Genomic DNA, 12,814 nt, shown 5'->3' with positions numbered 1-12,814 from the left:
AGTCTGACGATTAAGGTCAGACTTTTTTTAAAGGAGTTGGATTAGAATGAATCAAAAAATATTAAAAACATTAGAATATCAGCAAATCAAAAAAATGTTACAGGAACACGTTTTGACCGCTTTTGGTCAGGAAAAAGTGGCGCAACTCGCGCCAATCAATGATGCCGAATTGATTCAAGTCATGTTGAATCAAACCAAAGACGGTGTCGATATTGAACGGTTAAAGGGTGGCATTCCGTTACCTCAACTGGAAAACGTGCGGCCCCATTTAAAACGAATCGAAATTGGAGCGATGTTAAATGGTCGCGAACTGGCTCAACTGGGTCGGATCTTGCGCGCAACCTCCGCAACGGTCCGCTTTTTTGAAGAGCTCGCTAAAAGTGAAATGCCCTTACAGGCACTGCCCGAATTGGTCGATCAATTAGTCACACTACCGCAGTTGACGGAACGTATTCGGAGTTCAGTCGCTGATGATGGCGCGGTCTTAGATACCGCTTCAACGAAGTTACGGGGCTTGCGGTCTGGCTTGAAACAATTGGAAGGTCAAATTCGCAGCCGGATGGATAGCTATACGCACGGTAGCAAGGCGAAGTATTTGAGTGATCCGATTGTGACGATTCGTAACGACCGCTACGTGATCCCGGTTAAACAAGAATACCGCGGTCAATTTGGTGGGGTTGTCCATGATCAAAGTGCCAGTGGTCAGACGTTATTTATGGAACCACAAGCGATTATGGATTTAAATAACCGTCTACGTCAATTACAGATTGAAGAACAACAAGAAATTGAACGGATTTTAGCTGAATTATCTGAAGCGATTATGCCAGAACGCCACCAAATTTTGGCGAATGCTGAATTATTAGGTGAACTGGATTTCGTCAACGCCAAAGCGCAATTAGCCAAAACGCTCAAAGCGACTGAACCGTTGATTAATCTTGAGAACCACGTTGATTTAAAACAAGCACGCCATCCACTAATTGCGGCGGAGAAAATTGTGGCTAATGACATTACCATTGGAGCGGACTATCAAGCGATTGTGGTAACGGGTCCGAATACCGGTGGGAAAACCATCACGTTAAAAACGTTAGGCCTACTCCAAATTATGGCGCAGTCCGGCTTATTTATCCCGGCGCGCGAAGAAAGTCAAGTTGGCGTTTTCTCGGATATTTTTGCCGATATCGGTGATGAACAATCGATTGAACAAAACTTGAGTACCTTCTCGGCACACATGGAAAATATTATTCAGATTCTGGATCAAATTGATGACCATAGTTTAGTCCTATTGGATGAATTGGGGGCCGGCACTGATCCGCAAGAAGGGGCCGCTTTAGCGATTGCCATCTTGGATCAAATCGGGATTGTCGGGGCCAATGTGGTCGCTTCAACCCATTATCCAGAATTAAAAATTTACGGGTATAATCGGCCTCAAACCATTAATGCGAGTATGGAATTCGACGTGGCCACCTTGCAACCAACTTACCGGTTGTTAATCGGGGTACCAGGCCGCAGTAATGCGTTTGATATTTCAACGCGTCTTGGGTTGCCAGAAAGCATCGTCGATCAGGCCAAACAGTTGATGACTGATGACAGCCAAGATTTGAATAACATGATTACCGATTTGGAAAATCAACGTAAAGCCGCTGAAACGGAGTACCAAGCATTGCGGTATGAAGTCACAGAAGCGACCGATTTACACCAACAGTTAAGCACCGCTTATCAACAGTTCTTTGAAGATCGGGAAACCGAAATGACGAAGGCTAAAGAAAAAGCCAACCAAATTGTGGAAAAGGCTGAAGAAAAGGCCGATAAGGTGATTACTAATTTACGCCAGATGCAGTTGAATCAGGGCGCACAAATCAAAGAAAACCAATTGATTGATGCTAAAACAACCTTGAATGAGTTGCACCAAGAAACAGCCTTGAAGAAAAATAAGGTCTTACAACGCGCTAAACGCCAGCAGACGCTCAAAGAAGGCGATGAAGTCTTAGTCACATCATACGGTCAACGCGGGACACTATTGCGTCAAATTGATGCGCACAATTGGGAAGTCCAAATGGGCATCATTAAGATGAAGATTGATAGTGCCGATATTGAGAAACAAAAAGTGGTCGAAGATCAACGGCCACAACGCCAAGTCACAACCGTCAATAGTGGCGGTATGCGCCACATTAAAGCGCAACTTGACCTACGAGGCAAACGGTATGAAGAAGCAATGGGTGAAGTTGATCAATACATCGATGCCGCTTTGTTAGCCAATTATCAACAAGTGACGATTGTTCATGGTAAAGGGACGGGTGCGATTCGTCAAGGTGTTCAAGAGTATCTACAGGGCAACCGTCAAGTTAAAAAATACGAATATGCACCGTCTAATGCGGGCGGCAACGGGGCCACGATTGTCACTTTCAAATAATGCTGATTTTTTGTAAGCACATTAGTTGTTATTCAGAACTACAACGTGTAGACTAGCATTATGTGATAATAGGTTTTGAACAATCTAAATGAGGTGATCGTATGGTTGAAGCATTAACAGATAAGAATTTTGAAGCTGAAACAAATGAAGGGGTTGTTTTAACTGACTTTTGGGCAACTTGGTGTGGTCCTTGTCGGATGCAATCCCCAGTCATCGAAGAATTAGCGCAAACCAACGACAAAGTAAAATTTGTTAAGATGGATGTTGACGCTAATCCAGAAACACCCGCTAAGTTTGGCATTATGGCCATTCCAACGTTGATTGTTAAAAAAGATGGCAAAGTCGTTGAAACAATTACCGGCTTCCATAATAAAGAACAATTGAACCAAACTTTAGCACAATATATCGATTAATTTTAAAGTAGCCTTTTCGAAATGAGTTCATTTTGAAAAGGCTGCTTTTTTGCTATATTACATTCGTGTGACAAAACTGTTAGTGGTTGTTGATAATGGGTTGTGGTAACTTTATCTACATAGTAATAGTAATGAAAACAGCACAATTAGAGAAGGAAATGGTGAAAATGGGACAAAAACTTCTTAATTTTTGGCAGAAGCCAATTGTCAATTTTATCGGTAGGACAATCATTTATTTTGTGATTTTTTTAATCCTACTCTATTTATACGACTATAGCGGTATCGGTAGTCCTAAATTTATCTATAACGAATTTTAGTCTGATCAAGGAGGCCTTAAATGATGAGGACACATATTATTGAACAAATCGACACAATTGCAATTAATCAACCACAAACCGTGGCTTATCAATATGGCGCAGAACAACACACGTATGCGGATTTAAAAACCGCATCTGATCGCATTGCGCATTTCATCCAAGCCCAAGCATTACCAGCGGGGGCACCCGTGATTGTCTTTGGCGGACAACAATTCGAGATGGTCGCGACTTTCTTAGGGGCCGTTAAAGCCGGTCACGCTTATATTCCGGTTGAACAGCATTCGGATGCCGAACGGATTCAACAGATTGAATCGGTCGCGCAACCAGCCGCCGTTTTATCTTGGGTCCCAGAAGCCCAATTGACCGTTAAGGGGCCGGTTTATTCGGCAACAACCTTAGCCGAGACCATCACGACTGGTGCCACTGATTACGATCAGAGCCAACAGGTCAGCGGGGATGCCAATTTCTACATCATCTTTACATCGGGTACAACTGGCTTGCCAAAAGGGGTTCAAATCAGTGAAAACAACCTTTTGAGCTTCGTTCAATGGGCGAACCCGACTTTCGGAGTCGCTGATAATAGCCGAGTGTTAATTCAAGCGCCGTATTCATTTGATTTATCGGTCATGGATTTATACCCCGGTTTGTGCTCAGGTGCAACCTTAGTCATTCTTGAAAAAGAAGTCACCAATAACTTTAAGCAATTATTTGAAGTCTTACCGACTTTGAAAGTCAACGAATGGGTGTCAACACCATCGTTTGTTGAGATTTGTTTATTAGCACCGACTTTCGATAGTCAACACTATCCAGAATTAACGCAATTCGTCTTCTGTGGTGAAGAGTTGACGCACCAAACCGCGCTGAAGTTATTAGAACGATTCCCAGAAACGAAGATTTTTAATACCTATGGCCCCACAGAAGCGACGGTCGCAATGACCAGCATCGAAATCACAGCGGATATCTTGGCGCAATATGACCGATTACCAATCGGTTACACTAAGTCTGATACGAAGACGTTAGTGGTTGACGAACAAAACCAAGTGGTCGCAGCTGACCAACCCGGCGAATTGTTAATCAGTGGGCTAAGTGTCTCGAAAGGGTATTTAAACAACCCAGACAAGACAACGGCGGCTTTCTTTGAAAAAGACGGCCAACGCTTCTACCATTCCGGCGATTTGGTCACGCAAGATCAATCAGGTTTAATCTTCTACAAAGGCCGGACCGACTTCCAAGTTAAAATGCACGGTTACCGGATTGAACTGGAAGAAATTGATCATCATCTTGGACAACTCCCACAAGTCAAACAAGCTTGCACGGTACCGCGTTACAACAAAGCACATCAAGTCACGCAATTGATTGCGTATGTCGTGCCCAATGCAGATCAAACTGGGGATGCGACTTTAACGAAGACGTTAAAAGCAGCCTTAGCTGAAAACACAATGGATTACATGATTCCCCAACGGTTTGTTTATCAAACGCAATTACCATTATCCGTCAATGGTAAGGTTGATCGGAAAGCTTTGATCACCGAGGTTAACGGCAATGCCTAATTTACAGCCGTACGCGAATCCGACTTATTTCTTAATTTTAGGAGCAGCTTTAATCCCGTTGATCATTGGTTTTTTGAATGGTAAACGGTGGCACTTCTACGAAACACTTGTTTCATTAATCTTTTTAATCTTAATTTTTGACGGAGATAAGATTGAACAAGGTTACGCACTGATTGGTTATGTCTTGTTCGAAGGGGCATTGATCTGGGGATACACTGTTTATCGCCAGAAGAAAAACAGCACGTTACTCTTTAACTTAGCCGTTGTATTGGCGATTATGCCGTTAGTGATTGTTAAGTTTGTGCCGTTCCTCAATCCGGGCAGTAATTCAATCATCGGTTTCTTGGGGATTAGTTATCTGACCTTCAAAGCGGTCGGGATGATTATGGAAACGCGGGATGGCAGTATTAAAAAATTTGAACCTTGGTTGTTCTTACAATTTATGCTATTCTTTCCAACGATTTCATCCGGTCCGATTGATCGTTACCGACGCTTTAAGAAAGACTATCTGAAGATTCCGGATCGGGATCATTATATCGAAATGCTCGGTAAAGCGGTCCACAATCTAATGCTTGGGTTTGTGTATAAGTTTATTTTAGGCTATTTCTTCGGCACATTGCTCTTGCCAAGACTGGCGCATTTAGCGCTGGCTAGTCGTGGAGGCTTCTTAGACCTTTCGTGGGGCGTTGTGGGCTACATGTACGTCTACAGCCTGTATCTCTTCTTTGATTTTGCGGGTTATAGTTTATTCGCTATCGGGACCAGTTACATCATGGGCGTCGAAACACCAATTAACTTTAATAAACCATTTGCATCACCGAACATTAAGGAATTCTGGAATCGTTGGCACATGACGTTATCATTCTGGTTCCGCGATTACATCTACATGCGCTTAGTCTTCTTCTTGATGAAACATAAGGTCACCAAGAATCGCGTGTTAATCGCTAATCTCGGTTACTTAACCCTATTCCTATTGATGGGCTTCTGGCACGGCTTAACGTGGTATTACATCGCTTACGGGCTATTCCACGCCATCTGGATCATTTTAACCGATGTCTGGTTACGGTTTAAGAAGAAGCACAAAGATCAGATTATCAGCAATCGTTGGACCAACTACCTAGCGATTTTCGCAACGTTCAATACCGTTTGCTTTAGTTTCTTGATTTTCTCAGGATTCTTAGACAAACTCTGGTTCCACTAAAACTAATTTAATATAAAAGGGGTAATCATCATGGATATCGAAAACACAGTATTAGACATTTTAACGGACTTAACGGGTAATGACGATTTAAAAGACACGATGGATTTAGATTTATTTGAAACTGGCATATTAGATTCAATGGCAACGGTCCAAATGTTGTTGGAATTACAAGGTCAATTAGACATCGAAGTCCCCGTTTCTGAATTTGAACGGACTGAATGGGCAACACCCAATAAAATTATCGCTAAAGTAAAGGAACTTCAATAACATGTTTAAAAAGTTATGGCACATATTTGGACCAGTACTGGTTGCTGCGTTAGGTTTAATGGTTTTATTATTATCACCATTGCGTTTTGGCCGTCCAAGTGCCAAAACGTTATCAACGGCGGCGACTTCGATGTCGGCCAACGTGATTAAAGGTGAAGCGATTAAGGATGCCGCTTTTGATGCGAATTATATTCCGGTGATTGGTTCATCAGAATTATCGCGGATGGATCCTTTGCATCCGTCAGTCATGGCTACTAAATATAATTGGCAGAACAAGCCCTTTTTAATTGGCGCGCCGGGTACGCAATCCTTAACGCATTTCTTATCACTCCAAGCCAGCGGCAATCATTTGAATGGTAAGAAAGCCGTGGTGATTGTTTCGCCACAATGGTTTGTCCCTAAAGGGGTCAAAGCCAATATGTTCGATTTCTTCTATTCACCGTTGCAAACATCGTATTTCTTGTTGCACGCCAAGAACACGGCGGCCACACGTTATACGGCGACACGAATCTTACAATTAACGAGTGACACCACGAGTGGCGTTGTGCGGGATGCGTTGAAGAATAAGGCGTTGGGTTTACCATTAACGCAACCCCAAAAAGTCTACATCGCTAACGTTAAACGACCAGCACTCCAACATCAAGATCAATTATTTAGTCAATTATTCATTCACGGTCGGGAAAAATTTGTCCAAAAGGGCATTCAAAAATTACCGGCACAAGCGGATGATGTGCAGCTGAATACGGTGGCAACGACGCTGGGTCAACAAGCAACTGGCGATAATCCGTTTGGCATTAAAGATGATTTCTACAAAAAACGGGTATTACCACACGAAGCCCAATTAAAGGGTGTTCAACGGAATTTTAATTACGAAAGTTCACCAGAATTTGCGGATTTCCAATTAATGTTGACCTATTTTGCAGAACATAAAATGGACGTCCAATTCGTGATTCCACCAGTCAATGCACGCTGGGCTTCTTACACTGGGTTGTCACAAGGGATGTTGAATCGTTTTGATCAGAAAGTTCGTTACCAACTGCAGTCGCAAGGCTTTAATCATATTACAGATATGACAAATGATGGTAATCAACCTTACTTCATGCAAGATACCATTCATTTAGGCTGGCGTGGTTGGTTAAAAGTCGATCAAGCTTTGAAACCATTCATGGCAACGAAAAAAGCCGGTAAAGTGAAGTACGATATCAATAACGACTTCCTAAGCCGAGCATGGCAAAATGTAGGCGGAGACCAAGTAGAAGACTTTGATTAGAGTGCTTATGGTTGCGGTTAGCAACTGAGCATTAATTAAAAATAACGAATGATGATTGGTTTTGAATCATCATTCGTTATTTTAGATTAAGCGGAAGTTGTTGCAACCAGAAGCACGTTTTGACCAGAGTGCTGACTTGAGCGTTTAAACTTTGAGCATAACCTAAAAATATCCCGGATGGTTGTTTTTTAACCATTCGGGATATTTTGTAGCTAAACGGAAAAGTTTGCTCAAGAAGCACGTTTTAAAAACCAGAGTCTTTGTTGCCGTGGTCAGTTTCTAACCTCAAACTAAAAAGGGCTGTGACATAAGTCGTAGTATTCTAATATTAAACGAACATTATTTATTAACGCGCGCCAGAACTCATCAATTTCCGTTCAAATCAAAAATGCTGGTTATCCTTAGTTCGGGATAACCAGCATTTTCAACTTGATACTCAATTGATAACCGAGTTCTGTCACAGCTTGATTTTATATTATTGAATGTCCTTAAGCACTGATTTCGTCATTTCGGTATAGGCAATTGGGCCTTTGTACATCCAACTTGTTTTGGGACCGTAGCTGAAGAGTTTTTGATTCTTAACGGCCTTTAAATTTTGCCAGATGGGTTCATTGAACATCGCGGCACTCTTGTCACTGTTGACGAGGAAAATGTAATCGGCATCGAGTTCCGTTAATTTTTCAAGTGAGATTGGCGACCAGTCAGCGGTTGCTTTTTTAGAAATGGATTGGACTAGTGCGGGTTCTTTTAAGCCTAATTCTTGGTATAACAAGGCACCACTCGCGGCGTGGTCGTTGACGATGAAGGCTGAATTGTTAGTCACCCACAAGACAGCAGCCGATTGATTGGGCGCTTTTTGTTGGACCGTTTTACGGGCTTTAGCGCGTTGTTGATCGTATTTCTTGAGCACTTGTTTCGCCTTAGCCGTCTTGTTGACCGCCTTAGCGACGTCCATTAATTGGGTACGCCAGCTGACGGTATCGCCATTTTTAACGACGTAAGTAGGGGCTAACTTGTTGTATTGGGCGTATTTGCCACCTTGCACGGTGCTGCTAGTGCCGACTAGTACTAAATCAGGTTTGGCCTTAGCGATTGATTCGTAAGGTAAATCGTAATTGATCAATGGCACATCTTTTAGGTATTTAGCGAGATAGTCTTGGCGGCTCGTGCCGTTTTTAACGGACCATTGGCGGACTGGTTGAATATCGAGTGAGACTAAGTAATCCTCGAGATACGAACCAATCACGCGTTTCGGATGCGTTGGCACTTTAACCTTGTGTTGCATGCTATCGGTTAAAGTCCGGGTCGTCGCCGTTTTGGTCGCGGCTTTATTTTGACAACCAGCTAATAATAAGCCGGTGAAGGTAATCGTTAATAGACTGAAGAAGCGCGTACTTTTTTTCATAAACCCTCCAAAGGTAAAAAAATATTTATTGAGAACAATTCTCATTATCAATGGTGATAGACCTTGTTGTCAAGGGCTTTTTACCAAATTGAGAGCGCTAACGGGTTAATGGCGAGGGATTGTCAACGCGCGCGCCATTTCTTATAATGAATTAGTACCGTTAAAAAACGGAAAGCGAGTCTTCAGCATGTCGATATTAAAGACTGAACAAGTCAGTGTGGGTTACCAACAACACTTAATTTTAAAAGCATTATCCATTCAAATTCCCAAAGGTCAAATCACGACGTTAATTGGTCCCAACGGCAGCGGCAAATCGACGTTAATTCGGACGATTGCCCGCTTATTGAAGCCCGCCAGTGGCACGGTCTTGCTCAACGACCAAAATTTGGCCGAACAAAATCCTAAAGCCCTCGCCCAATCAATGGCGGTCTTACCGCAAACGGGGGAATTAATGAGCGACCTAACCGTGACGGATTTAGTGGCGTTTGGCCGGATTCCATACCGCAAACCACTGATGCCGCTGTCGGCCAACGATCAACGTAAAATTGATTGGGCGATTGAACGGACGGGGTTAGTCGGTTTTGAGAACCGGTTCATCAGTACCTTATCAGGCGGTCAACGTCAACGGGCCTGGATTGCGATGGCGCTTGCACAAGATACCGAAATTTTAATCTTAGATGAACCAACGACTTATTTAGATTTAACGCACCAATTAGAAATCATGTTATTGATTCAAGATTTGAATCAAAACGAAGGCCGGACGATTATCATGGCGCTCCACGATTTGAACCACGCCGCCCGCTTTTCAGATCAACTGATTGCCTTAAAAGACGGTCAATTACAAGTCAGTGGCAGCGTTCAAGAGGTCATGACGCAGACCAACTTACGGCAGATTTTTAACATTGATGCGACTTTAGTTGAACACGATGGTCGGCCGTTAATTCTGACGTATGATCGCTGGAACGGGGCCGAAACAGATGAATAAACGCCATTTTAAAATTATTTTGCTAGGTAGTTTGCTTTTGTTAGGCGTTACTTTAGTGTTAGGCATTTGTTTGGGCGCGGCAACCGTACCGTTACAAACGGTCTGGCAAACGTTAGTCGATTATCACGCCAGTTCCTTAACTCAAGCAATCGTGCACACCATTCGGTTACCACGCGTGCTCGGCGCGGCGTTGATTGGGGCCAGTTTAGCGGGGAGTGGGGTCATTATGCAGGATTTAACGCATAATCCGTTAGCTGATTCTGGCTTACTCGGTATCAACGCTGGTGCGGGGTTATTGTTAACGGTCAGTTTTATTTTCTTCCCGAAGATGGGTCCGGTTGGCACGGCGTTATTCTCGTTCACCGGAGCATTATTCGCGGCGTTATTAGTCGTGGCCATTAGTCGGACTAAAAAAGGCAGTCAAACGACGACGGTGGTGTTAGCCGGAATGGCCATTAGTAGTTGCTTAGTCGCATTGAGTGAAGGCCTCGCGCTAGTGATGCAACTCAAACAGGATTTAGCCTTCTGGCATTTTGGTGGCGTAGCGGCGATTAACTGGGCACAACTCAGCGGATTAGGCCCATGGCTAGTCTGTGGCTTGTTAATCAGTCTCTTATTAGCCCCACAGCTACACTTATTACAATTGGGGGATGAATTAGTCCTCAGTTTAGGCCGGAAGACCGGTTGGATTCGCTTAATCGGGTTTGGTTGTGTTGTGATTCTAGCGGGCGCATCGGTGGCTCTAGTCGGCTCAGTCGGGTTTATCGGGTTAATGATTCCGCACATTGCGCGCTTTTTAATTGGGCCGGATACGCGTAAAGTTATGCCGATTAGCTTATTATTGGGCGCGAGCCTAGTCGTCTTAGCCGATTTAGTCGCGCGGACGATTAACGCGCCACAAGAGATACCATTCGGGATTATCATCGCGATTATCGGGGTGCCGTTCTTTATTTATTTAGCACGACGGGAGGGACGCCAACATGGTTAAACAACAGACGAAACGCTTTACTGGTTGGTTAATCGGTCTCAGTCTATTGATCGTCGTCGTTAGTCTGATTAGTTTGCAAACGGGCGAATTAACGATTGGCTGGCAAGCGATTGGACAACTAATCCGCGGTCAAGGTAGCGCGCAAGACGCCTTAATCTTGGTCGATTTTCGCTTACCGCGAATTGTGGTCGCGATTCTAGTCGGCTTTGCCTTAGCGCTAGCCGGTGAAGTGTTACAAAGTACCACGCAAAACGCGTTGGCTGATACCGGCTTCTTAGGGATTAATGCCGGCGCGGGGATTGCGGTCATGTTATTCATCGCTTTTGCGGCCAATCAGAGCAGTCAGCTATTTCTACTACCGATTCTGGCATTAGGTGGCGCGCTCATCAGTGCGGCGATTATCTTTCTGGGTGCGTATCAAAAAGGACGGGGGATTACGCCTAATCGGTTATTGCTAACCGGGGTCGCACTGTCCACCTGTTTTTCGGCATTAATGGTCTTGTTGACCTTGAAGTTATCACCGGATAATTATCAATTCGTGATGACCTGGTTGGCCGGCAGTATCTGGGGCACGAGTTGGCCGTTTGTCTGGGCGCTATTACCGTGGTTACTGTTATTAATCCCGTTCATCATGAGCAAACAACGGCTCTTAGACGTCTTAGTCCTGGGTGATGATAGCGTGCAATCGCTCGGGATCCAACTCCAAAAAGAACGACTATTATTAATTGGCGCCGCTGTGATGTTAGCGGGTGCGAGTGTGTCAATCAGTGGTGGAATTGGTTTTATCGGCTTAATCACCCCCCACATTGCGCGGCGGATTATCGGCCCACAACATCGCTATCAGCTGTGGTTAACCGGTTTATTAGGGAGTAGCTTCTTATTGATTGCCGATACACTCGGTAAGGTGCTCAGTCCAACGACTGAATTACCCGCCGGCGTGTTAGTCGCGTTGATTGGTGCCCCGTATTTTATTTATCTATTAATTAAAACCGACAGATGAGGAGACTTTAGATGGTATACGATGTAACGATTATCGGGGGCGGGCCCGCCGGCTTATATGCGGCGTTTCAAGCTGGTTTATATGGGTTAAAAGCGCAATTACTAGAAGCGAGTCCCGCTTTGGGCGGTAAAGTTGTGACCTACTCAGAACGTGTGATTCACGATATCGGGGGTCAGCCGAGCATCAGTGGGCACCAGTTGATTCAAAATCTACAAGAACAAGCGCAACTTTATCCGCTGCCATTGCGGACCGCAACCCTCGTGACGGATGTCAGTTATGATGCGACTGCGGCGATTTACAACGTGCAGACTGCCGAAAACACGTATCAAACGAAAGCGTTGGTGCTCGCGATTGGTGGCGGGATGGTCCGCCATAAACCTTGGCCGTTATTAGCAGAACAGACTTACACCAACGTTAGTTATGTACCACAGAATCCAGTTGCTTATCGTGATCAGTCGGTTTTATTAGTTGGACCGGGCTATAATTTGATGGCTTTAGCGCCCCATTTGATCGCAACTGCCAAAGCAGTGCATTGGATTGTCGCCAAGCGACCGTTTGCAACCGAAGCAGAGGAACAAGACTTCTTAACAACTTATCCACAAATCGATTACCAAGTCCAACCGATTCTAAGTTATCAACAGGCTAATGGGCAATTGACGGCCGTTACTTTAGCTAATCAACAAACCGTGGCCGTCGATACAGTCGTGGCGAGCTTTGGTTACCGGCGCTCATTGGACACGCACACCGATTGGCAATTAACACCAGACCAACTAGCGACGCCTTTAGTCCAACCAATTGGGCAGCAAGTCGGCGCTAAGATTGGGGTTAGTTTAATTGTCAATGCCTTCCAAGAAGGCACAGTGGCGATGGCGACGATTGCCCAACAACTGCACCCCACCGCGAAAGCCCCGATGGTCACCACCCATAATCAGGACTTTGACCAGATTAATGCGGCTTATTGGACGGCGGATTAAAGGTCAAGGAATCTTTTAAAAACAAAAACAGCCT

Annotated in this window: 12 protein-coding genes; 11 read left to right on the top strand and 1 reads right to left on the bottom strand. The window is 44.4% G+C overall.

Annotation, left to right across the window (positions count from 1 at the left end; genetic code table 11):
- Nucleotides 1-46 precede the first annotated feature (46 nt).
- From ACVPPQ_RS02445 to dltD, 7 genes are all read left to right on the top strand, one after another.
- Nucleotides 47-2,410 (top strand): endonuclease MutS2, encoded by a 2,364-nt coding sequence (locus tag ACVPPQ_RS02445; protein WP_463495472.1) that lies wholly within the window; start codon nucleotides 47-49, stop codon nucleotides 2,408-2,410.
- Nucleotides 2,411-2,511: 101 nt separating this feature from the next.
- Entirely contained in the window at nucleotides 2,512-2,823 is a 312-nt protein-coding gene (gene trxA / locus ACVPPQ_RS02440; protein WP_025083425.1) for a thioredoxin, read from the top strand.
- A 95-nt stretch (nucleotides 2,824-2,918) separates the two neighbouring features.
- A complete protein-coding gene (locus ACVPPQ_RS02435) occupies nucleotides 2,919-3,140 on the top strand; it encodes a teichoic acid D-Ala incorporation-associated protein DltX (protein ID WP_463495470.1) in 222 nt (73 codons plus the stop codon).
- A 23-nt stretch (nucleotides 3,141-3,163) separates the two neighbouring features.
- A complete protein-coding gene (gene dltA / locus ACVPPQ_RS02430; RefSeq protein ID WP_463496321.1) occupies nucleotides 3,164-4,690 on the top strand; it encodes a D-alanine--poly(phosphoribitol) ligase subunit DltA in 1,527 nt (508 codons plus the stop codon).
- On the top strand, nucleotides 4,683-5,891 hold the full coding sequence (gene dltB / locus ACVPPQ_RS02425; RefSeq protein ID WP_413476483.1) for a D-alanyl-lipoteichoic acid biosynthesis protein DltB: 1,209 nt from the start codon (nucleotides 4,683-4,685) through the stop codon (nucleotides 5,889-5,891). Before dltA ends, dltB begins: the two co-directional genes overlap by 8 nt.
- Before the next feature lie 30 nt (nucleotides 5,892-5,921).
- Nucleotides 5,922-6,158: a D-alanine--poly(phosphoribitol) ligase subunit DltC gene (dltC, locus tag ACVPPQ_RS02420; protein WP_035439317.1), complete on the top strand. Its 237-nt coding sequence runs from the start codon at nucleotides 5,922-5,924 to the stop codon at nucleotides 6,156-6,158.
- A gap of 1 nt (nucleotide 6,159) precedes the next feature.
- Nucleotides 6,160-7,428 carry a D-alanyl-lipoteichoic acid biosynthesis protein DltD gene (gene dltD / locus ACVPPQ_RS02415; protein ID WP_463495468.1) on the top strand — a complete coding sequence of 423 codons (1,269 nt, stop codon included), beginning with the start codon at nucleotides 6,160-6,162 and terminating at the stop codon, nucleotides 7,426-7,428.
- Between the two features lie 475 nt (nucleotides 7,429-7,903).
- On the opposite strand, the gene ACVPPQ_RS02410 is transcribed toward dltD, so the two are convergent.
- On the bottom strand, nucleotides 7,904-8,833 hold the full coding sequence (locus tag ACVPPQ_RS02410) for an ABC transporter substrate-binding protein (RefSeq protein WP_463495466.1): 930 nt from the start codon (nucleotides 8,831-8,833) through the stop codon (nucleotides 7,904-7,906).
- Between the two features lie 187 nt (nucleotides 8,834-9,020).
- Between ACVPPQ_RS02410 and ACVPPQ_RS02405 the strand changes: the two genes are divergently transcribed.
- From ACVPPQ_RS02405 to ACVPPQ_RS02390, 4 genes are read left to right on the top strand one after another with little or no spacing between them, the layout of a single operon-like run.
- Nucleotides 9,021-9,818, top strand: coding sequence for an ABC transporter ATP-binding protein (locus ACVPPQ_RS02405; protein ID WP_463495464.1), 798 nt, complete (start codon nucleotides 9,021-9,023; stop codon nucleotides 9,816-9,818).
- Nucleotides 9,811-10,806: a FecCD family ABC transporter permease gene (locus tag ACVPPQ_RS02400; RefSeq protein ID WP_463495463.1), complete on the top strand. Its 996-nt coding sequence runs from the start codon at nucleotides 9,811-9,813 to the stop codon at nucleotides 10,804-10,806. Before ACVPPQ_RS02405 ends, ACVPPQ_RS02400 begins: the two co-directional genes overlap by 8 nt.
- Nucleotides 10,799-11,806 (top strand): FecCD family ABC transporter permease, encoded by a 1,008-nt coding sequence (locus ACVPPQ_RS02395; protein WP_463495461.1) that lies wholly within the window; start codon nucleotides 10,799-10,801, stop codon nucleotides 11,804-11,806. Before ACVPPQ_RS02400 ends, ACVPPQ_RS02395 begins: the two co-directional genes overlap by 8 nt.
- A gap of 11 nt (nucleotides 11,807-11,817) precedes the next feature.
- Complete coding sequence (locus ACVPPQ_RS02390; RefSeq protein WP_463495459.1) at nucleotides 11,818-12,780, top strand: NAD(P)/FAD-dependent oxidoreductase; 963 nt, start codon at nucleotides 11,818-11,820, stop codon at nucleotides 12,778-12,780.
- Nucleotides 12,781-12,814: the final 34 nt, after the last annotated feature.

This window comes from Latilactobacillus parafuchuensis (assembly GCF_055271665.1).
Note: the sequence above shows the minus strand (reverse complement) of the source record. Positions and strands in the feature narration are given on the sequence as shown.

Coding starts and splice junctions, on each gene's coding strand:
- dltC (WP_035439317.1), top strand. CDS start 5,922: ATGGATATCGAAAACACAGTATTAGACATTTTAACGGACTTAACGGGT.
- trxA (WP_025083425.1), top strand. CDS start 2,512: ATGGTTGAAGCATTAACAGATAAGAATTTTGAAGCTGAAACAAATGAA.
- dltB (WP_413476483.1), top strand. CDS start 4,683: ATGCCTAATTTACAGCCGTACGCGAATCCGACTTATTTCTTAATTTTA.
- ACVPPQ_RS02405 (WP_463495464.1), top strand. CDS start 9,021: ATGTCGATATTAAAGACTGAACAAGTCAGTGTGGGTTACCAACAACAC.
- ACVPPQ_RS02390 (WP_463495459.1), top strand. CDS start 11,818: ATGGTATACGATGTAACGATTATCGGGGGCGGGCCCGCCGGCTTATAT.
- dltD (WP_463495468.1), top strand. CDS start 6,160: ATGTTTAAAAAGTTATGGCACATATTTGGACCAGTACTGGTTGCTGCG.
- ACVPPQ_RS02435 (WP_463495470.1), top strand. CDS start 2,919: ATGGGTTGTGGTAACTTTATCTACATAGTAATAGTAATGAAAACAGCA.
- ACVPPQ_RS02445 (WP_463495472.1), top strand. CDS start 47: ATGAATCAAAAAATATTAAAAACATTAGAATATCAGCAAATCAAAAAA.
- ACVPPQ_RS02395 (WP_463495461.1), top strand. CDS start 10,799: ATGGTTAAACAACAGACGAAACGCTTTACTGGTTGGTTAATCGGTCTC.
- ACVPPQ_RS02410 (WP_463495466.1), bottom strand. CDS start 8,833: ATGAAAAAAAGTACGCGCTTCTTCAGTCTATTAACGATTACCTTCACC.
- dltA (WP_463496321.1), top strand. CDS start 3,164: ATGAGGACACATATTATTGAACAAATCGACACAATTGCAATTAATCAA.
- ACVPPQ_RS02400 (WP_463495463.1), top strand. CDS start 9,811: ATGAATAAACGCCATTTTAAAATTATTTTGCTAGGTAGTTTGCTTTTG.